General features: G+C 57.0%; 19 protein-coding genes and 1 pseudogene. 10 read left to right on the top strand and 10 right to left on the bottom strand.

What is annotated here, in order from left to right; all coding sequences use genetic code 11:
- Positions 1-117: 117 nt before the first annotated feature.
- The 3 genes from BN77_RS31195 to BN77_RS31180 all read right to left on the bottom strand — a co-directional run bounded on the left by BN77_RS31195 (position 118) and on the right by BN77_RS31180 (position 1,649).
- On the bottom strand, positions 118-540 hold the full coding sequence (locus BN77_RS31195; RefSeq protein ID WP_007539857.1) for a type II toxin-antitoxin system VapC family toxin: 423 nt from the start codon (positions 538-540) through the stop codon (positions 118-120).
- Positions 537-794, bottom strand: coding sequence for a FitA-like ribbon-helix-helix domain-containing protein (locus BN77_RS31190; protein ID WP_007539855.1), 258 nt, complete (start codon positions 792-794; stop codon positions 537-539). Before BN77_RS31190 ends, BN77_RS31195 begins: the two co-directional genes overlap by 4 nt.
- Before the next feature lie 306 nt (positions 795-1,100).
- Positions 1,101-1,649 (bottom strand): hypothetical protein, encoded by a 549-nt coding sequence (locus tag BN77_RS31180; protein WP_007539853.1) that lies wholly within the window; start codon positions 1,647-1,649, stop codon positions 1,101-1,103.
- 235 nt (positions 1,650-1,884) lie between these two features.
- On the opposite strand from BN77_RS31180, the gene ligD reads away from it, so the two are divergent.
- Positions 1,885-2,946: a non-homologous end-joining DNA ligase gene (ligD, locus tag BN77_RS31175; protein WP_007539851.1), complete on the top strand. Its 1,062-nt coding sequence runs from the start codon at positions 1,885-1,887 to the stop codon at positions 2,944-2,946.
- A 124-nt stretch (positions 2,947-3,070) separates the two neighbouring features.
- On the opposite strand, the gene BN77_RS31170 is transcribed toward ligD, so the two are convergent.
- Positions 3,071-3,322: a WGR domain-containing protein gene (locus BN77_RS31170; RefSeq protein WP_007539849.1), complete on the bottom strand. Its 252-nt coding sequence runs from the start codon at positions 3,320-3,322 to the stop codon at positions 3,071-3,073.
- A 139-nt stretch (positions 3,323-3,461) separates the two neighbouring features.
- Here BN77_RS31170 and BN77_RS31165 point away from each other — a divergent pair, with 139 nt between their 5' ends.
- Both BN77_RS31165 and BN77_RS31160 read left to right on the top strand, forming a co-directional pair.
- Positions 3,462-3,761, top strand: coding sequence for a single-stranded DNA-binding protein (locus BN77_RS31165; protein ID WP_040679124.1), 300 nt, complete (start codon positions 3,462-3,464; stop codon positions 3,759-3,761).
- A gap of 430 nt (positions 3,762-4,191) precedes the next feature.
- Complete coding sequence (locus BN77_RS31160) at positions 4,192-5,040, top strand: DUF932 domain-containing protein (protein ID WP_007539845.1); 849 nt, start codon at positions 4,192-4,194, stop codon at positions 5,038-5,040.
- A 271-nt stretch (positions 5,041-5,311) separates the two neighbouring features.
- Here BN77_RS31160 and BN77_RS35475 read toward each other — a convergent pair whose 3' ends face one another.
- On the bottom strand, positions 5,312-5,947 hold the full coding sequence (locus BN77_RS35475; RefSeq protein WP_244426299.1) for an NYN domain-containing protein: 636 nt from the start codon (positions 5,945-5,947) through the stop codon (positions 5,312-5,314).
- A gap of 559 nt (positions 5,948-6,506) precedes the next feature.
- Between BN77_RS35475 and BN77_RS31150 the strand changes: the two genes are divergently transcribed.
- Entirely contained in the window at positions 6,507-9,119 is a 2,613-nt protein-coding gene (locus BN77_RS31150) for an AAA family ATPase (protein WP_007539843.1), read from the top strand.
- Positions 9,120-9,223: 104 nt separating this feature from the next.
- A complete protein-coding gene (locus BN77_RS31145; protein ID WP_007539841.1) occupies positions 9,224-9,994 on the top strand; it encodes a DUF5677 domain-containing protein in 771 nt (256 codons plus the stop codon).
- Here the strand turns inward: BN77_RS31145 and scpB are convergent.
- Positions 9,981-10,673: an SMC-Scp complex subunit ScpB gene (gene scpB / locus BN77_RS31140; RefSeq protein WP_007539839.1), complete on the bottom strand. Its 693-nt coding sequence runs from the start codon at positions 10,671-10,673 to the stop codon at positions 9,981-9,983. The two genes, BN77_RS31145 and scpB, sit on opposite strands and share 14 nt — an antisense overlap.
- A 119-nt stretch (positions 10,674-10,792) precedes the next feature.
- Between scpB and BN77_RS31135 the strand changes: the two are divergent.
- Together BN77_RS31135 and BN77_RS31130 are read left to right on the top strand one after the other, a co-directional pair.
- A pseudogene (locus tag BN77_RS31135) lies at positions 10,793-10,978 on the top strand (IS5/IS1182 family transposase); the annotation flags it as partial.
- A gap of 394 nt (positions 10,979-11,372) precedes the next feature.
- On the top strand, positions 11,373-12,380 hold the full coding sequence (locus BN77_RS31130; protein WP_007539835.1) for a DUF1353 domain-containing protein: 1,008 nt from the start codon (positions 11,373-11,375) through the stop codon (positions 12,378-12,380).
- Between the two features lie 70 nt (positions 12,381-12,450).
- Here the strand turns inward: BN77_RS31130 and BN77_RS33970 are convergent, their stop codons facing one another.
- On the bottom strand, positions 12,451-12,639 hold the full coding sequence (locus BN77_RS33970) for a hypothetical protein (protein ID WP_157224566.1): 189 nt from the start codon (positions 12,637-12,639) through the stop codon (positions 12,451-12,453).
- Between the two features lie 429 nt (positions 12,640-13,068).
- Here BN77_RS33970 and BN77_RS31120 point away from each other — a divergent pair, with 429 nt between their 5' ends.
- Both BN77_RS31120 and BN77_RS31115 read left to right on the top strand, forming a co-directional pair.
- The gene (locus BN77_RS31120; protein ID WP_007539832.1) at positions 13,069-13,980 is read left to right on the top strand and encodes a DNA-processing protein DprA; all 912 of its coding nucleotides are present in this window, start codon (positions 13,069-13,071) and stop codon (positions 13,978-13,980) included.
- A complete protein-coding gene (locus BN77_RS31115; RefSeq protein ID WP_007539830.1) occupies positions 13,943-14,602 on the top strand; it encodes a hypothetical protein in 660 nt (219 codons plus the stop codon). The genes BN77_RS31120 and BN77_RS31115 overlap by 38 nt, the downstream gene beginning before the upstream one ends.
- Before the next feature lie 32 nt (positions 14,603-14,634).
- Here the strand turns inward: BN77_RS31115 and BN77_RS31110 are convergent, their stop codons facing one another.
- Positions 14,635-15,879, bottom strand: a complete 1,245-nt coding sequence (locus BN77_RS31110; protein ID WP_007539828.1) for a phosphoribosyltransferase family protein — start codon at positions 15,877-15,879, stop codon at positions 14,635-14,637.
- A gap of 12 nt (positions 15,880-15,891) precedes the next feature.
- The gene (locus BN77_RS31105) at positions 15,892-16,926 is read right to left on the bottom strand and encodes a DNA-processing protein DprA (RefSeq protein WP_007539827.1); all 1,035 of its coding nucleotides are present in this window, start codon (positions 16,924-16,926) and stop codon (positions 15,892-15,894) included.
- A gap of 626 nt (positions 16,927-17,552) precedes the next feature.
- Here BN77_RS31105 and BN77_RS31100 point away from each other — a divergent pair.
- Positions 17,553-18,374 carry a hypothetical protein gene (locus tag BN77_RS31100; protein WP_007539825.1) on the top strand — a complete coding sequence of 274 codons (822 nt, stop codon included), beginning with the start codon at positions 17,553-17,555 and terminating at the stop codon, positions 18,372-18,374.
- Between the two features lie 119 nt (positions 18,375-18,493).
- Here the strand turns inward: BN77_RS31100 and nifS are convergent, their stop codons facing one another.
- Complete coding sequence (gene nifS, locus BN77_RS31095; RefSeq protein WP_007539823.1) at positions 18,494-19,666, bottom strand: cysteine desulfurase NifS; 1,173 nt, start codon at positions 19,664-19,666, stop codon at positions 18,494-18,496.
- Positions 19,667-20,154: the final 488 nt, after the last annotated feature.

Below are 20,154 nucleotides of genomic sequence, written 5' to 3'. Positions count from 1 at the left end.
CTGTCCAAACACGAGGGCGGCAACCACCCCATCTACTTTGCGCAACAGTGGAAATTCCAACCTGGCCGCCACATATGCATGTTATAACATAACAGGAGGACCTGAAAATCCGTGCCATCATAACGCCTCCCAGGGGTTGATGATATCTAGCCCAGCGGCCGCGAACGGGCTTGTACCGAGCGTAGCGACCATGAACCCACGTGCCAACGCCGTTGCGGCGATATAGCCATCCGCATTGCTGATGGCTTTGCCTGCCCTCTTGGCTTGCGCCATCAGATCGGCATAAGTTCGTGACGCATCCAAGTCGAAGGGGAGTATGCGCCCCGCTAAGGCCGGCAATACCTCTCCTTCCAAGCGATTCAGATAGATCGTGCGTCGCTTGCCTGCTGGCATGGCCGCCAAGCCGAAACGCAGTTCGGCCACCGTAATTGCGGACAAATACAGCGTTTCGATCATCTGCGCATCGATCCAGGTCATCACATTGCGGTCGGGCTCGGCCTTCCACAGTTCGGAAACGACGTTGGTATCGATGACGATCATTCGAAGCTCATCGGTTCAGCCGGTGTTTTGTCACGCAGCTGGTTGAAATGCTCCGCTTCAGCATCGGTCAGCCCTCCTGCGTCACGGGCAATAGACGCCAATAAAGAACCGAGTTTGACGCGCTCCGGCGGACGGACAATCGTTTCGAGGATGTCGCGGATCTCGGCCTCGGTGCTGCGGCCATGCATCGCTGCTCTCACGCGAAGCGCGCGGTGCACCTCATCCGGCAGGTTCCTAATGGTCACGCTCGCCATGATGACTTCCTTTCGACATTGATATCAATGATTGCACTATACATAATGTGATATCGCCAGCAATCTTCTCATATGACAGGTTAAACGGCGTCGCCGGCATGGGAGCAACGCCGGTCCGGGGGGGCGTTATGGCTCACATTTAGGCCAGGCCAACTGCAACTTCATCATTGTGGCTAACCCGTATTCCGCCACGTCTTGCTCTTGGACAGGTTCGGCAGGAGGGTAGGTTGGCGGCAAGGGTCGAAGCGTCAACGGGGGAAGCTTCTCTACGATTGGCCGGAAAATCCTTGCCAACTTGTTTTGCATCTACTCCGGGGTGGGCATTCGGCCCGCTGCAAGTCCTTCGGCAACCATCGCATTCCACCAGGCCTCTTTGAGCGCCTGGAAAGAGGTGAAAGCCAGCGTCATGCTCTGTCCGTCGTTATCGACGTGGTAGAGCGCAAAGCCGGAAGGAATGTCTTCGTCTCCCTCTTCCCAACCAAGCTCGACCCGCCCGCCGACCCACCTTCCCTCTTTGAAATTGTGGTGCTTCGCCGTGTTCGCGATCGCCGTGCACATGTTGAGTTGAGGAATCTGCATGGCAAGTTGATCTCGGATGGTATCCTTGGAGGGCTTGCCCCCGGTTAACGAACGCGATCGGATGGCTTCGGTCATCCAGTCGCGGAGGCTCTCGGCGGCGATGCAGATGTTGATTGCCGCATAGGCAAGTGGCTGCTTCTCGTTCGGATAGCTCCTTTGGATATCCTCGAACACGTCGATATCCCAGGCGAGTTTTTCCCACATTTGCACGACCGTTCCGATAACACCAGTGTGCTTGGTCGCTTCTCTTGGTCTACTATTTTCGTTGGTGCTCATTCAGCCCTGCAATGTCTCGTCCGAGGTTCGAGCAAGATGTCGCCGATTCGAACTGATTGTGAAGCGGCGCGATGAGGCCGCCCCAGTTTCCGTGACGCACAACACCTTTACCGCCACCCCAATCGGTAGCAAAGACGGAGAAGTGCCGGCATGACGCCGCCCCACGTTTCTAGACCACCGCTAGCCTTCTACATTCAGTAAAATGGATTTTAATATTTCCTGATAGAATGCCGTCATGACCAGGCGACCGCGCAAGACCACCAAGCCGCTGTTACGTGATGACGGCGCCCCCATCCAAAGCCGACCGATCCGGAAACGCAACCCGGCGCAGCCGCAGCTCCTGTTCGATCCCATGCCGGATCGTATCGAACCGGCCCTTGCAAAATTGCTGACGAAGCCGCCCGTCGGCGACGATTGGGGCTGGGAAGTCAAATGGGACGGGTATCGCCTCCATGTTCACATCGAGCAAGGCGGCGTGCGCATCCTCACGCGTGGCGGATTTGACTGGACCGATCGCTTTCCTGTTATCGCGAAAGCTGCTCGTGCGCTTGGCCCGGCCACCATGATCATCGATGGCGAAGCCGTGATCCTCGACGAGCACGGCCGCTCGGATTTCGGGTTGCTGCAGCAGTCTCTCGGCGCGAGCGGCAACACGCCCGGGGCTCTCGCCTCGCCGGCGGTCCTTTATGCCTTTGATCTCCTCTATCTTGATGGCCACGACCTGCGCGGCGTCGAATATCGCTCGAGACGTCACCTCCTCGAGGACGTCCTCGATAGACAGGAGGGTGCGATTCGAATCTCCGAAGAGTTCTACGCCGATCCGGCAGCCCTCCTTGAGGAAGCCCGCCGTCACGGGCTCGAAGGCATCGTCGGCAAGAAAGGTTACAGCCTCTATCGATCTGACCGCTTCGGCGACTGGGTCAAACTCAAATGCGTCCAATCCGAGGCCTTCATGATCATCGGCTATGAGCCGTCGCCGAACCCGGCCATAGGATTTAGATCGCTGCTGCTCGCCGCATATCGCGGAAGCGAGCTCGCCTATGTCGGTTCCGTCGGAACCGGTTTTAAGGAGCGTGAAGTGCTTCAGCTGCGCAAGCTGATGGACAAGCTTCCCTGGAAGCGTAAACAGCCGCCCCTGCCCTATGATGGCAAGAGGAAGGCGGTCTGGGTCCAACCGACGCTGATCGCAGAAATCGAATATCGGGCGTGGACGAACGACAATCGGCTACGGCATGCGGCTTACAAGGGGCTGCGCGATCGTCAGGATAACGCCGACGTCTATCGCATGACCGGCTAAATAGCTGCTGGCAACCGAATGCCTTACAAGCGCTTGAACCGGTAGTTTGCATGCGAGCGCTTCTGGTTCTTGAATGACGACACCGGCTATTTGCGACATTACACGGGCGGGGAAACTTTTGTCGTTAAGCACGCTGCCTCGGACAATATCCGCGTTGTCTCTTTTGCCGCGTCAGTTCGAGGAAGAGTTCGACAGCGTCTGCTTCATGGTCGAAGTGATGCGCCTTGCTGTGACCGCGGCGACCAATTCTGCCCCAGGTCCTGGTCAGGCAGGTTTCGCCGAACAGAGTGCTCGAAATCTCCATCGCGAAGAAGCGCGCCATGTTCTTCGTGGCGTCGGTTCGTTCGACATAGATGCGATAGGGCTGCGATACCATAGCGCGCAGAATCGATGATCCAGTCTCGATCGTCCAAAGAGGTGTCCATGTCTGGAAAAATCAAGCGGATCCGCGTCGTCGTCGGAACCTTCCTGTCGGCCACTATATTTGTTGCGCCCGTAGCGGCGGGTGATTGGGGGTGCGAAGTTTTGCTGTGCGCGGCGTCGTCGCGCAGCTGAAGAACGTGCTGAAAGTCAGCGTCACCGCGAACCGCGAGTGGCAGGCCGATGGGGAGAAGAAAACTGCGACCGATTGGGTGCAGGGGACCGTCCTCGACAAGAAGCAGGCCGAGTGGATCCAGGAAAATGTCAGGCCTGGCGATCTCGTCTATATCGAGTCCCGGATAGCCAACTCCAGCTTTGAGCGAGACGGTGAACAGGTCTATGCCACCGATATCATTGCTCAGCTGTTCAATCTGGTTGCCAAGAAGGGCGCTTGAGCGCCGAAGGACCAAAGGTGGGCCACCGCCGTTCCAGACGGCCGCGCTCTCTGCCATTGGAACGGAGCCAGCCTGCGGCCGTCTCCGCCGTTCCCGGTAACGATCGCTTATCCGGCGATGCTTTAAGCATCGGTATCGAGGCCCTGCGGGCCACATGTTCGTTTCCGCCCCATGACATCGTCGTCCAGGCCGGTCAAGTGGCCCGTGAAGCCGGTTGATCTTCCGCGCCAGTCCGCCGGAGGCGAACCCGTGAAGATGCCCCGCCTTCCGCGCCACGCCGCTTGACAGTCCCGTTTGCCGCCGTGGGGCGGGCTTTCGCCCTCCCCCCTCTGTCCGGGGGAATGTCAGAGGCCATTCCCCCGGACAGATCGGGGAGGCTTCGCCCGAAGGGGCTTTTCCCTCGGGAACCGGGAAATCAGGAGACAGAGCTATGAGCATCTACACCGAGACCGCCCGCTTCGATACCGGCCGCGCGCTCACCGAAACCGAAATGCGCCGTTTCGCGCCGTCGATCTTTGCCGTGACCGCCCATGAGAGCCGGTCGGAACGCTTCAAGCCGATCCCGACCATCGAGGTGCTGCGCGGCCTGATGCGGGAAGGTTTCATGCCGGTCGGCGCCAAGCAGTCGCGCAGCCGTACCGAGGGCAAGGCCGACTTTACCAAGCATCTCATTCGTCTGCGCCGCGTCGATGACGGCAAGGTCTATCATGTCGGCGACACCGTGTGCGAGATCCTGCTCAAGAATGCAAACGATGGTACGTCGGCTTACGAATTGATGGCCGGCCTCTTTCGTGTCCGCTGCCTCAATTCCTTGGTGACGCAGACCGGCACCATCGACGCCATCAAGGTTCGGCATTCCGGCGATGTTCAACACAAGGTGATCGAGGGCACCTACCGGGTTCTTGGCGAGGCCGAACGCACCCTTGCCGCGCCGCAGGACTGGTCGACCATTCGCCTCAATCGCGAGGAAGCCAACATTCTTGCGGATGCTGCCCATGTGCTTCGGTTTGGTGACACTGACGGCGAAACGAAGACGCCGATCAAGGCCGAGCAGTTGCTCGTTCCCCGCCGCCATGATGACCGCTCCGACGATCTCTGGACAACTTGGAACGTCGTGCAGGAAAATTCCCTGAAAGGCGGCTTACGTGGTGTCGGCCGTGATAACCTCGGCAGACCGCGCCGTATGAGGTCACGCGCCGTCAACGGCATTGATCAGGATATCAAGCTGAACAAGGCCTTGTGGCTTCTCGGCGAGAGGATGGCAGCGCTGAAGGCGTGAAACGTGCCAAGGGAAAGGCGCCCCCGGAAGCAGCGGCGCCTCGCCCTCCCCTCCTCGCCACCGCGTGCCTGGTGGCTGTCCCTTGCCGCATGCGAGCGGCGCGCGACAGCTTCGAGGGGTGCCCCAAAGCCCCACCCCTCGCACTCCCTTCCCGCCCGTCTGGTTCAGGATTCGAGGACAAATCAGTTTGGTCGCCGGTCTTTTTCAGCCTGTCGTGGATATATGCCTCTATGTAGTTAAAGACCCTCTGCCGCGCCCTCATCCGTCTCGATCATATCGATAGGGCGACGACCGCCGAGATGGTCGCTTTCCGCCATTTCCAGCACCTTCGCAAGGTGATGCGGTTTCGCATACCATGAGTGTGGCTTGATGCTGGCGCGGCGGCGGCCAGGAACGACATATGGCAATTGTGAGGCGCGCAGCTCATCCTCCGAGATATGCCGCCTGACCCATGAGCGAGTTGTGCGAGCGAGACGTTTGCTTCGCGTTCAAGGTCACCGCCCGCCCCGACCTTGCGCGTCGGTATCACCAGGCCGCGGACGATGTGTGGGCAACGAACCTTAAGCATTTCCAGCGTCGGCGCTAAATCGGTGTCGTTGGTGACGAGTACCACCTGATCAACCTCCCCGTTCAGGTCGTCGTAGAGGTGAAGCGCCAAATACACATCCGACTGCTTCTCCTCGAGCTTCCATACCTGGATCTTGTCGCAGTCACGCGGCCAGCATTTCGGATCGTCGGCTGGAACGATATGTTGATTGGCCTTGCAGAGCGAGCTATTGCCCATCACAAAGGACAGGCGACCACCACAATGCGCCGTTAGCGCATTGTGGTATTGAGCCTGCGAGGATACGGAGTCCTCGCCCTTTGCGGCGCTGTCGATGATCTTTGCCGTGAAATATGATCGCACAATCTGGATGCAGGATCATTTTCGCCGGGGCGGTGTCCGTTGCCGGCCGATAGAGGATTGTGGGCAGGATATGCGTCTCAAACAGCGTTAGCACGCCAATCCGCTTAAAGGCGGTCTTTCGCAAGCAACCGTAGTAAAGGTTGTATCCGTCGATATAGACGCGCGTTCTTACGCTGCCACTCCTGCCCCCAAGACATAAAAAAACCGGCTTGCGCCGGCTTTTTCCCCCAACCGCCCCGGAGCCCATGTCTCTCAGGATGCTGGGTTAGTTGTTGACATTAACATAGTGAGGGACGGCGCATTCGTCAACCGATTTGCTGGGCGCATTGGTGTTGCAATGCGCAATTTCGCGCTTAATACGCCTAAAATACGCAATCTAGGCCGACCCTTCAATCCTTAGCAGGGGGCGCTGCTGCGGTAAACGAACCGGACCTCTCCGTCGTGGCCTGGCTTTGTTGATAACTTCGAGTTCTTCCGGAACCTCGATTGTATATTCCATGCGCTAGGATAGGTTGCATGCATTTCTATTGTCTGAGAATCTCTTAGTAAAGCTCTAATCATGCACCAGCCTGTCTCGCCGAAATCCGTGCTGCAAACGATACTGGACTGGTCGCAGAGCCGGCCGATGTGGCAGCGGGACGCTCTTCGCCGCATCGTGACCGGAGGAACGCTGGACCCGGCTTCGCTTGGCGAGGTCCTCGCTCTATGTAAGAAGGAGCACGGCGAGCCAGGTGTTCTGCTGGCCGCCTCGGCGCTCGAAGCCCAACATTTGCCCGCCAACCCCGGGAATGGTGCGGCCATCACGCTCGTTTCCCTCGGCGATATCGTGGGGGTCAATCAGTTGGCGCCCAAGCAAACCCTTCCGTTCGAGCAGCGGGGTTTGACAATCATCTACGGACCGAACGGAGCCGGCAAATCTGGATACGGCCGCGTTCTCAAGCGCGCTTGCCGGGCTCGCAAAGCCGGCGAAATCATGCCGGACGCGTTTTCCCTTACCTTTGGCGGGAAGGCCACCGCCACCTTCACGATCGCGCGCGAGGGGGTGGCGCAGCCGGCCCTTTCGTGGGAGGACAATGCAAATCCTGACCCGGTGCTTTCCGCAGTGAGCGTGTTTGACCGTGAATGTGGGGCAGTCCATATCCAGGACAAGAACGAAGTTGCCTTTCGACCCTTCGGTCTCGACATTCCCGACGACCTTGCCGCCGTCTGCACGAAGATCAAGGCGTTGCTCCAGGCCGAAGAAGGCCAGCTCAAGGCCCTCCGAAATCCCGTCTTCGACAAGCCGACCTGGCAGGCAACCACAGCCGTCGGGCGCATCATGTCCGGCCTGAAGCACAGCACGAAGCTGGACGCCATGACGCCCCTCGCCGTCATGGCTGATGGGGAGAGAGCACGCCTCCAGCAGCTTGTGGAGGACCTGGCAAAAAATCCTGTGGAGGCGGCCGCCGAGCAGCGCCAGTTTGCCGATGGCATTGGCAGGATCCTGCGCTACCTGAAGAAAATGGTTGATGCCTATTCTGACGAAGCCCTAGCCGCACTGAAAATCCTGGCGGACGATGCACGAGCCAAGCGTTCGGCAGCAACCCTCGCGGCGACAATCGCATTTAAAGATGCCACGTTCCCCGGCGTCGGCGCTGAGGCATGGCGATCGCTTTGGGAAGCATCGCGGCATTATTCCCAGCACATTGAGCAGCAGTTTCCGGCTGTGGAAGGAGAGCACTGCGTCTTGTGCCATCAGCCGTTAACGGCTGAGGCCGACGCGCGCATGGGAGGTTTCGAGCGTTTCATACGCGACGATACCGAAAAGCAGGCCACCGCGGCAGAGAAGGACTACGACACCGCGCTCAAGGAGTTCCGGGGTCGCCGGCCCGACATACGGCTGATCGGCGAAATCCGCCGGCGCATTGCCATTCAGCATCCCGCCGTCGCGGCCGCCGTGCTGCGTTTCATGGCGTCGGCCGATATGCGCAGGCTTCAGTGTCTCAGGGATGTGGCCAGCAACGGCGCGATGGTCTTGTCGCCACAGGTTGCCCTTCCCGAAACGGATCTGATCGCCCTTGAAAATGATGTTCGCGCATATGCCGGCCAGCTGGAGGCTGCCGCCGATATCGAAGGCCGCAAGGTCCTTCAGGCTGAGCACGACGAACTCAAGGACCGGGCTGCCGCGACGGATCTTTATGAAATAGCCACCAAGGAGGTGGACCGCCTCGTCAAGCTGGAGCGCATCGCAAAATGCCTTGCGCAGACATCCACGACTCCGATCACGAAACTCGGTAATGAGCTTGCCGATGACATCATCACGCCGCGGATGCGCGACCGTTTTCAGAGTGAGATTGTCAGACTTGCGGCAGAAAAGGTCCGTGTCGAAGTGGTACGTTCGGGCGGCCAGTACGGCTCGCCGAACTACCAAATTCGGCTGTTCGCGAACGCCAAGACGAAGGTCCACCTGGTGCTTAGCGAAGGCGAACAGACTTGCGTAGCGCTGGCAGCTTTTCTTACCGAGTTGGCAACAGCAACCCATAAGTCTGCGCTCATCTTCGATGACCCGGTTACGTCGCTCGATCACCGCTGGCGCAGGAAAGTCGCACAAAGGCTCGTCGAAGAGGCGAAGGAGCGCCAAATCATTGTATTTACCCACGATCTCGTCTTTGTGAACGATCTGAACGACAGCGCCTATCGGCAGACAATTCCGACCCGGCTGGCAAATCTATCGCGGGGTCCGGACGGCACGGGTATAGTGGGCGATGGCCTTCCGTGGGACCATGCGGGCGTTAAAGCCAGAGTGGATAGGCTTGAGAAAGATCAACGGGCGGCAAAGGCTCTTTACGATGCCAATGACGAAGAAGGGTATCGCAGCTCCGCCGTGAGGTTATATGGCTTCCTGCGGGCGACATGGGAGCGGGCGCTTGAGGAGATCGTGTTTGCCGGCGTGTTAATCCGGCATCGGGATTACATCGACACCAAGAATCTCAAGAAGGTATCCGCGCTTGAGGAGGCCGATGCGGAAACTTTCCGGGCGGCATTCAAGAAGTGTAGCGATATTATCGAGGCCCATGATGCGTCGCGTGTCAGAAACGAGGAGCCGCCGCCACCCTCAGAGATTCTCACCGATATCAAGACTCTGACGGACTGGGCGGAATCGTTGCGTACGCGTCAGAAGGCCATTGTATAACAACGGACGTCTTTCAGACCGGCGACAAGTCCGGTGCGCGGCAATTTCTTGGGGAGTGACTTCGGTCCGCGGAAGTCCTGCAAGGCCCGAAACAAGGAGCGTGAATGCCGATTCGGCCAACATGGCGAAAATGGTTTGCCGATTTCGCCGAGGCGACGGATTATCTTCAGATAACAAAGGTCTCCCTCGAATTTTCCGATAATGCAGACGTAAAATCGGTCGTTTTAGCTCTTTATGCCCGACTGCTCAGCGAACTGATTACGGGACTGCTGCTAGCAGACGCCAAGCGGGACATTGCATTTCGCAGCACGTGTCGGAGCGTTATCGAGTGCTCCTTACATCTCGAAATGGCGGAGAGCGATCCGACCTACCTTAAGCGCCTTAAGGAAGATGATGACGCGAGCAGGCGATCGCGCGCCATTCGGTTCCGCGCGAAAAACCCCAATCTGGCCAAGGAGTCAGACAAGACGCTGAGCGACTTCATCAAGAAAGTCCCTGCGAAGAGCAAAAAACTGCAGCTTTCGGAGCATGATTCCGTCCTGCCGAGGCTCACCCACGTTTATCGAGAGCTTTCCGCAGATACCTTGCATGTCTCGCTCACCTCAATCGACCGTCACCTGATGCTTGATCGCAACAACGTCAACCGACTGCGGATCGAGCCTAAAGTCGATACCGAGGATATGGAGGATGCAGCCTCCGTCATGGCGCTTGCCCTTCTGAACGCGACACGCGTGCTGCTAAGCGTGGTGCCGGAAATCAAGTCGGCGAAGGGCTTTCATATACTTCAAAGACGTTACGTATCTCTTTTCCGACAGGGGTTGCGGAAGCTGAAGAAAGCCGCGACATCATCTGATGAGCAAGCTAAAGATAAATGACAATAATGATCGCTGCTGCGGCCTGAACTTCCACTGACCAGTGCGATAGCCCCTTCGGGCGCCAACGAGCTTTTCGATGACGTTCCACCGTATCTCTCCTCGAAGCGTCCGAGCCAGACCATTCATTCGATCGACAACGATTCCTCGTCCTCCTCGACATGGCTCCCGGCGGGCCGGTAGCCTCATCGAGCGTGCTAAGCAGCGCGGCGTCCTCCAGCCGCTCGAGGTCGGGAAGGTCGCGTAGCATCTCCATCCCGAATGTGGATAGAAAATGCTTCGTCGTCACATAGGTGTAGGACGCGCCTGGTGTGGGGCTGTGCCGGCCGGAGCCGAGCAAGCCGGCGTCGCGCAGGCTGGCGATCGTGTCGCTGCTGACCTCCTTGTCGAACAGGTCACCGCGCGTCACCGGCTGAAGATAGGCAATCGCCGCCAAGACCGCAGCCTCGTGTTCCGAACAGAGAGGCTGATGACGAACGCGTCGGTGCTGCGACACCCGGATTGCGGAGGCATAAGCCGAACGGCTTCGATGCTGCCAGCCGCCGGCGACTGCGACGATATCGTAACGCCGATCGCGCAATTCATCCCGAAGGTCGTCGATCAAGAGCTCGATGCTGCAGTTTTGGCCGACCGCGCGCGCCAGAACCTCGCGGCTGACCGGCTCGGCGGCGGCGAAGACCACCGCCTCGACCCTGAGTATCCACTCGCGCGCGCAACTCCGGTGGCAGCTCCTCAAGCTCGCGATCAAACAGGACGGCGTCCTGAGGACTGTTTTTGGGGTTGCGGCGTAGCTGCGTTGTCGAGAGCGAACACAGAATGGACCGGAATTATCTCTCTGGGGAACAGGGGGATGCCGTCAATGCCGTTCTGGCCGCCGCCGGATACAACTTCTCCCTCCTGCTGCGATGGTTCAGGCAACTTTTGTGTCTGTTCGCCGCACTCTTCCTCACGTTCCAGAGCCGACCGATGCCGCAACAACCTGCCTGAAAGCGAGTTCTTCACGATCGACTAGTTACCCTTGCCTAGCGGCTGAAAAGGCTCTCATCAACGTTTGGTAAAACTTGAAGCTCTTGACTGGGGATCAAATATTCGAACACAAATAGTCGTCATTAAATCAAGAATATCGAACTTCGAAATAAGCGGAGAAGTTCGAGCATCTGCATTTTCGGCACGAACCGACGCAACCGCCGCGCTTCTTCGGATGATAATGGATGTCGCGTCGATCGTCGAGGATTGCGTCGAGGTGCCGCGGGGACGTCAAAATCACTGAAGTCGCGCAAGCGAGCCGACCTCCCTGTACTCTTTGAATTAAATCAGTAGGATTTGCAATTATCGGGAGTACATGCTTGGACCTTATGGAGCTAGGACTGGGATCTCAGACATGCAACGTGACGTTTCCGTGAAAAGCAGTAATGGAGAAGGCTTCTTCAAACGCGTGGTATTGGCCGCCGCTTTTCTCTCGTGCAGTGTGATTGAAATCAACGCAACTGAGTTTTTCGGCAGTTTCTCGAGCGGACCCTCAGGCCAGTTCATCGATGCCGATCCACGACCGGTATTTGAATTGTCAAACAACTTCAGCTTCGATGATCCGAACGGCCTTAGGTGGGACGTCCCCGCCGGTGAGAAAGTCGATGGCGCGTCTATCCCGCAGGCCTTCTGGTCAATTATTGGCGGCCCATTCGAGGGGCCTTACCTGAAGGCCTCCATCATCCATGACTATTTTTGCGCCAGGCAAACCCGTACAGCTCACGACACGCATAGGAACTTCTACTACGGCATGCGGGCCAATGGGGTGCCCGAATGGAAAGCAAAGGCGATGTACTGGGCGGTCGCGACCTACGGCCCAGACTGGACTTTGGAAACAAAGGTCGTGAACCAACTGCAGTGCACCGCTGGCCCCACCGGCAGCCTATGCACTTCAGTTCCCAATGTAGTCACTGCGACTGTTCCCAAGCCGGGCGTCGACCTTGAAAATCCGGCAACATTGGCTGTCGCAGTCGGAAAATTCAATGCGATCGCACGAAATCTCAGGACGTCGGATGGGGCGACGCTCGATATTTTGCCTAGCGGAACGGTCGCAGCCTCGATTGAGAGCATCGAAACCAACGCCGCCACTACCAGGGAGATTTTTGCAACGTCAGCCTATCGCCTCGATCCAAATTCCCTCGGCGTCGTCCTTGATCCAAAACGGATCGAACTCGACGCAGTAGACGTCTGGCCAGGGAATAAAGTTCCTAGTTTTTCAGACGTTCAAGGTCAGGCGCTTCCTCAGGGGGGAGATGTGTCAGGGGGCAAGCCCATGGTTCTGCAACCTTCCGACCTCAAAACGTTTGAAAAGAAGTTGGACCTTAGTCCAACGCAGTTCAATCTCCCTACCCGCTTGAACTAGTTTCGCTGGGTGTTTGGGGCGGTGTCGGTTTTTGGTACCGCGGATCACATCATTATGAACGTGGCGACGACTAGCTTAACCGAAGGTCACGCGCCGACGCGAGATCACCGATGACCAGATACGCCGTATCTCCCGATTGCGCCAGCTCCTCGGCGCCATTCACCCTGGCCTGGAGCGGCGCCTCCTTGGCCGCCTCGACAGGGTCGACGCTGTCGATACCGTTCTTGATCGCCCCAATCTCATATAGCTCTGACGCCATTCGAAGGGCGCTTGTGCTTGCCCAACACAGGCTTGGCAGGGCATCGAGCGCCGCGTCCAGCTGGCTCTCGAAGTCTTGCAATGTTTCTTCAGTTCCGTGGACATCGCCCCATCCTTCTCAATTCGCTTCCACTTGCGTTTGGTGTGGATGACGTGAGTTGGTAAAACAACAGGGTTCGCCGAGCTCATCCCCAATGGCAAGGTGATCTATGCTCCGTCGAGGATACGCGAACTGAGCTACCCGCCACCTTTGGCATTTTTCGCAATATGCCCTGGGGTGTTAGAAAATTGGTAACGATGCGCCAGTTGGAGTTCGATATTGATGTTCACTGTTTGTTCTATTATAAGATGTTAAGAAACCGTGGAGCGGCCCAATTAAGCTTGACGCATCCTTGCGATGTCATTGAAAAAAAGGATAGGAACGGGCGAAATGAAGCAAGCGACTCTTTGGAACGTCAAGAACGAGGTGGGCCCTTTATTCGACCCCATCGATGCTGCGCTGGAACTCGGCGCATACGAGGCCCTGTGGACTGAACAAAACGCAAGCTTCAAATCCCTCGCTGAAAAGTTTGCAGAATCTCCTGAAGCGCGACCGTCTGATTTCATTCCGCCCGAACAAGCAAGGTTGGTTGCGAGCCGGGTCATCGACAAGCTCCGCGGTCCCGACGGCACGCGGTTTGATGTGCGAATCAGGGGAGAACTCGAATATCCCGAGAGATTGCGGCAGGCCACTCACCCAGTAGAGCTCCTTTATTTTCAAGGCCGGTGGGAATTGATTGCCACACGATCCGTGGCAGTTGTTGGCACCAGAAAACCTACTGCCGACGGCTTGAGCCGCGTTCGACAGCTCGTGAAGAGGCTCGTGCAAGATAAATTTACTATTGTATCAGGCCTTGCTGAAGGGATCGATACCGAAGCTCACAACGCTGCAATCGCAGCGGAAGGTGAGACGATTGCGGTTATCGGTACTCCGTTAAATCATGTCTACCCAAAATCGAACGCGAGCCTGCAGGAGCGTATCGCGCGAGATCATCTGTTGATCAGCCAGGTTCCACTTGAACGATACGAGGCGCAAAATTTTCGAGTTAATCGTTTCTTCTTTCCCGAACGGAACAAGACGATGTCAGCTCTTACCGAGGCGACCATTATTGTCGAGGCTGGTGAAACATCGGGAACACTAGTGCAGGCGAGAGAGGCCATTAAGCAAAAACGAAAGCTCTTCATTTTGAACAGTTGCTTTGAGCGATCGGATCTCACATGGCCGAAGCGTTTTGAGGCCGAGGGCGCTATAAGAGTACGCGAATATGACGACATCAGACGCGAGCTGGTCAGCTCGTCTTAGGGTCGTTGGCGATATCGAGCGCCCCGATCACTTCTATCTTGATGATAGCGATACCTGTGCATATTTCGGCACCTATACGCCGCGGGCAGGGTTCGCCCATAGTTATACAAATCAGATCATCGGCAACCTAAAGAAGAGCCCGGCGGTTAGAAATACCGGGCAGTGGCAATATAAGCAGCGCGCTATTGCCAATGTCGGGGCCGCAATTGCCCAAAACGTCAATGCTAACAGCTGGCAAAACACCATATTTGTGCCAATTCCGCCATCGAAACGGCGCGACTCGGCGGAGTATGATGACCGCATGCATCGCGTCGCACTGGCGATGGGACACGGCGCTGATGTGCGGGAAGTCCTTTACACAGCGGTTGAACGAGAAGCCAGGCATACAAAGACAGATCGACGTGACCGTGACGCGTTGAGAGCGTCGTTGGCAATCGATACTCGTCTTGTCGGCAATCGGAGGAAGCAAGTCGTACTTCTCGATGACGTGCTGACCACTGGATGTAGTTTTAAAGTCTGCAAGGAGATGATTGGTGAAATCTGGCCCGAATCATCGATCATCGGCGTATTCGTCGCACGCCGCGTTCCGCAAAATCCTTTCGCGGACTTGGATTTGGAATAGTTGACGTTGCACCCACGGCCTCGCGCATGGTCCTACGGCCATTCCCACGTGGAATATCGTTTGAAGGCGTCCGCGACCTCCTCTGGTGCCTTAAGATTTCGAATTTGTGCACCATTTGGAATCACATTTACTTGCGTCGCGGCAACAGCATAGGGCTTGTAGGGATCCTTCAGTTCGGGGGTGGCCCCAGCCAGGGCGCGGTAATGATTCCCTCCTGGTGTTTTCAGCCAGGCCGCACAGATGACGTCAGCTCCTGTGGCTTTAATGAAAGTCCGAGCCGCCTCGAGGGAAAAACCCTCTGTTAGAATGTCGTCAACGACCAAAACGGTCTTGCCAGGCTTAAGAGGGCTAGCTTTATAGCGACCACCGAGTTGTCCTGTCTTCGACGGGTCACGGCGAAGCTTGATTGTGGAGAGCTGATTTTTGTGGTCCAGGCTTATGCCTTGCTGGCGGGCCGTCTGAGACTTTTGCGCTGGAGCATGGCGTTCCACAAGATCGACCAAATAGCTCGCACGCAAGGTGTCGGCCACAATCTTAAGGGCATTTGAAAGAACCTTTTGGGTCGAATTGGAATGATGGCCCGGATAGGGTGCCACGTAGTTGATGACTCTCCCCAACCCGGAAAAATAGAGGCGCGCTCCCATCAAGCGGCCCCAGAACCGCACATCGCCTTTATTGAATTTGACAGCCTGCTTCGCATCCGTGGAATAAGCCCCGGCAGTTGGGTAGGACTTTGAATACTCTGCAAGCGGAGCTATGCAATAGACCTTCAGGTCACCGTTTTCGATTGCCCAAAACCAGTCACCGATTGACAGACAGCAACAATCGACAAATCGAGCAATGTCCTTCGGGGACTCAAATTCGAACCCATAAGCGCTGTTCTTTGCATGCCAGCGGGCGTTGAGGAACATGAGCTTCCCGTTTCTGGCTGCTATCATATCCTCCTTGGTCGAACCGATATAGATCGCCTCTTCCGGCTGCCAGTTTTGAGTCTGCAAGACATGCTCCATGGCGCCGGCAAACTGCTTCATCGGCATATCGTGACCACCGCGAAAGTAGGGGATCTTGTGCCCGACCATCTCACTCAAAATATCGGGTATCTCGCGTTTAGACGCAGTCTCAATCCAACTGCTATTGCTGACGATCACCGGCGTGACATTTCTGGCCAGTAAGAACTTCAGGAGCTTAACGGTTTCGCCCATCAGCGTTGGGTCGATGCTGCCCTCGACGACGAGGGTGTCGCGCAGGGAAAAGATTGCGCCTTTCAAGGTGTACATTTACGCGCCCCACTAAAGAAAACTTGTCTGTCGATAAAGAAGGTCGTCGCTTAAAGATTTCTCGACAAAGGCGCGAAATGCTTCGTCCTGCCCTGGCACGGTGAAGACATGTCGGGGGCCTCGCCCGTCCGGAAGATTTATTGATCGACGATCCCATGTGGGCAACCGCAGACCCGCGATGGCCCGTCCGAGGCCTGCTGCGTAGCGAACTGTGTGCGCCGTGCCGCTACGTTCTTTCCATTGTACCGGGATGAGCGCTCTCGCCAGCGCAGCCTGCAATCTGTTGCGGCGGACAAAGTTGATGGCGCTATAGCTTTCGCCAGGCAAATACTCGGTGATTACAGCCCCGCCGGCATCAACTATCTTCTTCCGAATTGGACCAATGTTTTTTGGATAATCCACTGTTATTCCCGTTCCCAAAACGGCTATTGTGGGCACCTTGGCAGCAAGGCTGGCGTTGTGGATGGCCTGATCGATCCCAAGTGCAAGGCCGCTAACCGTAGGGCGACCCCAATGCCTCAAAGTCAAGCCGACGTATTCCGCGAGCCACAAGCCTTCAGGAGAGGGATCACGCGTTCCGACAATTGCAATCGATGGCGCGGTAAGGACTTCTGTATTGCCTTGGACGAAGAGCCAGTGCGGTGGATCGTCGAGATGAAGCAGGGTGCGTGGGTAGCTTTCGTCTGAGCGAAGAACGATCTGGATTTGGCTTGCCTGAAAAGTAGCTTCGAGTTGATCGACGGATCTGGCGAGCGAGCTCATTATTTCTTTCCAATCGGCTTTCGAGCTGTTCGGAAGGCGGGCGCCCCTCGATTTAAGCAGTTGGACCAAGTCCTCCTCACTAGAATTGAAAACTGACTGGAACGATCTTTGCGACTCTGCAATTTGCCAAAGCGTGTGAAAGCCTACGCCCTTCATCATCGCCAGGGAGAGAAACGCCCTCTTTTCCGTGGTCAAATCCTGCTGGTCGTCCACTTCACACTCCACTACACCGCTATGCCGGAACAGCCGCGTGGGGGTTCCGCGTTTCGACGCGTCGCGCGACATGGCAATATTCTCTTCGACTGCCGAAGCGCTCCCGGCTCCCGGCAGCGCTAGAAGGGAAAACGTTCAAAGAAACCGACGTCCGCGCACGGGCCGGAAGCATGAAATCACGTAACATGGGCGCTCCGTTTTTTCACATTTATTTTCAACCGCTGCCGGGACAAGGTCGCTGAATTTTGTCGGTAAATAGGATCTGCATTCCGCCTTCGCCGTTCCTACTACCACTCGCTTGGAAGCCGCTCCCCAACAGCCGTTCCCAACCGCAAAATTGGCAACGGCAAGAAAAATGGCCGACGAGAGTAGGCCGCGATTAATACAATTTTTGGTAGGTCGGGCAAACGTCTTCCAAATAACCAAAAAGCCTGTTTATTTGGACGTTATAGATTTCAGGGCGCGCGGTGCTGGACGCCGATGAATTCAAGACCCTCTTCAGGTCCTTCGTTGCGGGATAGGTTCAGGGCGGTGTAGCGACTACCTGCGTACGTCGCCGACAAAACTCTCTGGGCCGAGAGTGGGTTGATTTTTGGGCCGGGAATGGCCGAGTGGGATCAATCCTAGAAGGGCCTGTCATCGAAATCCCACGCCGGATTTCAGCGAAGACTCACAACGTTGATGCGATAAAGGGAAAAATGAACAGTCTGGCCGGGCTGACGGGCTTGGCAGTTGATCCCTCCCCCGAGACGGCCGGAAAGGAACGTCCCAGTTTCCGCGACCTGATGGCCTTCATTTTCCAACCCCAGAACATTGTCGCGAACCCGGATGTCCCATTTTTCAAGGCGGACACAACAGAGCACCGCGAAAAACTCCGAATAATATTCCCCTACGTGCTTGGCGCGGTGACGTCACAAATCCTGCTCGCCCGATTCGAACTCGACCGTCTCGGCCGGATTTTACGCCGCAGGGAAGCCGAACTGCGTGCCGTCGTATCTTCAACTGCGACGTGGCAGCGTGAAGCACACGCCTGGCTCCGGCAGGCAATTGAATACGGCCTGCTGCCCGCCGGTCAGCGAATTCCCGAGGAGTGGCCGCAGATCGTGGATTTGCTGCGCTCGATTGTGCGAGCAAAGCCGATCGACGCTCAACCAAGTATCGAAGGCGTAGACGCAAGCCTCGTCAGATTGAACGAGCTAAGACGCGCCGAGACGGTTAGTGCAGGAAAGCTTTCCGAGAACCGTCAACGCCTGAAAGAAATCCATCGGCTGATAGAAAGCAGTGAGGCGTTCGGCGGCGCCATGCGAATCCAACGAGATCGTCTGAGCCTTTCGGGGTGGATGCGCGGGCTCTATCTCGACGCCGACGAACCGTTGGCATCACTTGTGGGTGTTGGCCGCGACCAGTTGATAGCACTTTGTGATGCCTTGGAAGGCCTAGAAATCAGGCTTCGGTCTCATCCTTCGATGTCGGACACGCATCGATCGTCTCAGGCCGCGCTCGCGATCAGATCAAAGTAGGCTTTGGGCTTGTCAGGAAGTCCCGACCACGTTTGGTCGGCAGCAGCCTGTCTTTCTTCGGCGAAGAAGTTTGAGGGGGCTGAGCATGTCGCGCACCGCCCAAGGCGGTGGCACCGAAGTCATCGGCATTTCGCGCGCTTTGAAGATTTTGGGAAACGTTCGCGCAGTTTCTCCACGATCCCCGGCAGCACTTCAAACACCCGGTCGACATCCTCCTCGCAGTTATAGCGTGAAAAGGAGAAACGCACCGCCCCGCGAGCCCGCCGGATGCTCATGGCTTCCAGGACATGACTCCGCTCCAAGAAGCCGGAGGTGCAGGCAGAGCCAGAAGAGCAGGCGATGCCGTCACGATTAAGGAGAGACTGTATGGCCTCGCCATCGATGCTGTCGAAGGCAATGTTTGCGGTATTCGGCAACCGCGCCAGCGGATCGCCGGTGACGAAGGCCTCGGGAATGCGCTCAAGAAGTCCCTCCTCCAACCGGTCGCGGAGCAGCTTTACCCGTGTGGTTTCGTCGTCCATGTACCCTAAGGCGAGTTCGGCCGCCTTGCCGAGACCTACGATTCCGGGCGTATTCTCCGTGCCAGCACGTCGGTCGCGCTCCTGATGGCCTCCTTTAATTAGCGAGGAGAAAGGCACACCCCGCCTTACATACAGTGCGCCGATACCCTTTGGTCCATGGAGTTTGTGACTGGAGAGCGACAGCATGTCGATAGCGGTCGCCTTCAGGTCCATCGGAAGCCTGCCGACGGCCTGCACTGCGTCCGTATGGAAAAGTGCACCGACTCTCTTCGCCATCTCGGCAAGCTTAGCCACCGGGAATATCGTACCCGTCTCGTTGTTTGCCCACATGATCGAAACAATTGCCACGCGAGGGGTAAGGGTCTTGCCATAGGCGTTAAGGTTGAGTCGGCCATGATGATCCACTGGAATTCTGTGAACCTTGACGCCGCGTGTCTTCTCAAGATGGGCGCAGAGCGACAGCACGGCTGGATGCTCGACTGCGGAAGTGACGATCTCTGTGCGGTCGGGCATCACATCGAGCCCGGAAAGGATCGCCGTGTTGTCGCTTTCGGTCCCGCCCGAAGTGAAAATGATCTCATGGTCGAACTTCGCACCGATCAGAGCTTGCAACTGCCGACGCGCCGCCTTCATCACGACGCCGGCAGCGGTGCCAATGTCATGCATCGACGATGCGTTGCCAAACTGATCTGTAAAGAACGGCAGCATCGCCTGGAGAACGTCGACGTCGACGTGTGTCGTCGCGTTATTGTCGAGATAGACAGGTCTCAATAAACCCTCCGTTTAACCGAAACGACATAAGGCTCACAACTTCTTTGGTGCCGCTGCCAGCGGGATCGGCGCCAGTATTCCTCGACCGCCTCACTAAGATCCTGCAGCCGTTCTCCGGGTCTCTGGTACTCAGCCGGGGGACTCGCCGCGGGCGCATCTTTCCTACATGCTATGATTGTCGAGGAGACCCATTTCCTCTTAGTCTTGGCTCCGAGACGCGTTTGCGAACGAGGATGCACGGGGCGTGCCAACTAGAAAACCACGCTAAACAAATGAAGGCTCAAACACCGCTTTGTCGTTGTCCGACATTTGTCAACGATCGGACAATGCAAATGCGGATCGACAGGCACGAAATGGGTCAGACGCTCCTTGAGAGGCGCCGTGTAACCGACATATAATCCCCATCGGGTTTGCTCGGGCCCGTGCGACGGTGACGTTCAGCTTGACTTGCTCTTGAACTCGGTGGGGACCTCGAGCGGGCACTCCCA

It is taken from the genome of Rhizobium mesoamericanum STM3625 (assembly GCF_000312665.1).
Lineage (GTDB): Bacteria > Pseudomonadota > Alphaproteobacteria > Rhizobiales > Rhizobiaceae > Rhizobium > Rhizobium mesoamericanum.
Note: the sequence above shows the minus strand (reverse complement) of the source record. Positions and strands in the feature narration are given on the sequence as shown.

What these genes read in the sequence shown, in the direction of transcription:
- BN77_RS31195 (WP_007539857.1), bottom strand. Translation starts at nt 540, where the DNA reads ATGATCGTCATCGATACCAACGTCGTTTCCGAACTGTGGAAGGCCGAG.
- BN77_RS31190 (WP_007539855.1), bottom strand. Translation starts at nt 794, where the DNA reads ATGGCGAGCGTGACCATTAGGAACCTGCCGGATGAGGTGCACCGCGCG.
- BN77_RS31180 (WP_007539853.1), bottom strand. Translation starts at nt 1,649, where the DNA reads ATGAGCACCAACGAAAATAGTAGACCAAGAGAAGCGACCAAGCACACT.
- ligD (WP_007539851.1), top strand. Translation starts at nt 1,885, where the DNA reads ATGACCAGGCGACCGCGCAAGACCACCAAGCCGCTGTTACGTGATGAC.
- BN77_RS31170 (WP_007539849.1), bottom strand. Translation starts at nt 3,322, where the DNA reads ATGGTATCGCAGCCCTATCGCATCTATGTCGAACGAACCGACGCCACG.
- BN77_RS31160 (WP_007539845.1), top strand. Translation starts at nt 4,192, where the DNA reads ATGAGCATCTACACCGAGACCGCCCGCTTCGATACCGGCCGCGCGCTC.
- BN77_RS31150 (WP_007539843.1), top strand. Translation starts at nt 6,507, where the DNA reads ATGCACCAGCCTGTCTCGCCGAAATCCGTGCTGCAAACGATACTGGAC.
- BN77_RS31145 (WP_007539841.1), top strand. Translation starts at nt 9,224, where the DNA reads ATGCCGATTCGGCCAACATGGCGAAAATGGTTTGCCGATTTCGCCGAG.
- BN77_RS31130 (WP_007539835.1), top strand. Translation starts at nt 11,373, where the DNA reads ATGCAACGTGACGTTTCCGTGAAAAGCAGTAATGGAGAAGGCTTCTTC.
- BN77_RS33970 (WP_157224566.1), bottom strand. Translation starts at nt 12,639, where the DNA reads ATGGCGTCAGAGCTATATGAGATTGGGGCGATCAAGAACGGTATCGAC.
- BN77_RS31120 (WP_007539832.1), top strand. Translation starts at nt 13,069, where the DNA reads ATGAAGCAAGCGACTCTTTGGAACGTCAAGAACGAGGTGGGCCCTTTA.
- BN77_RS31115 (WP_007539830.1), top strand. Translation starts at nt 13,943, where the DNA reads ATGACGACATCAGACGCGAGCTGGTCAGCTCGTCTTAGGGTCGTTGGC.
- BN77_RS31110 (WP_007539828.1), bottom strand. Translation starts at nt 15,879, where the DNA reads ATGTACACCTTGAAAGGCGCAATCTTTTCCCTGCGCGACACCCTCGTC.
- BN77_RS31105 (WP_007539827.1), bottom strand. Translation starts at nt 16,926, where the DNA reads ATGTCGCGCGACGCGTCGAAACGCGGAACCCCCACGCGGCTGTTCCGG.
- BN77_RS31100 (WP_007539825.1), top strand. Translation starts at nt 17,553, where the DNA reads ATGAACAGTCTGGCCGGGCTGACGGGCTTGGCAGTTGATCCCTCCCCC.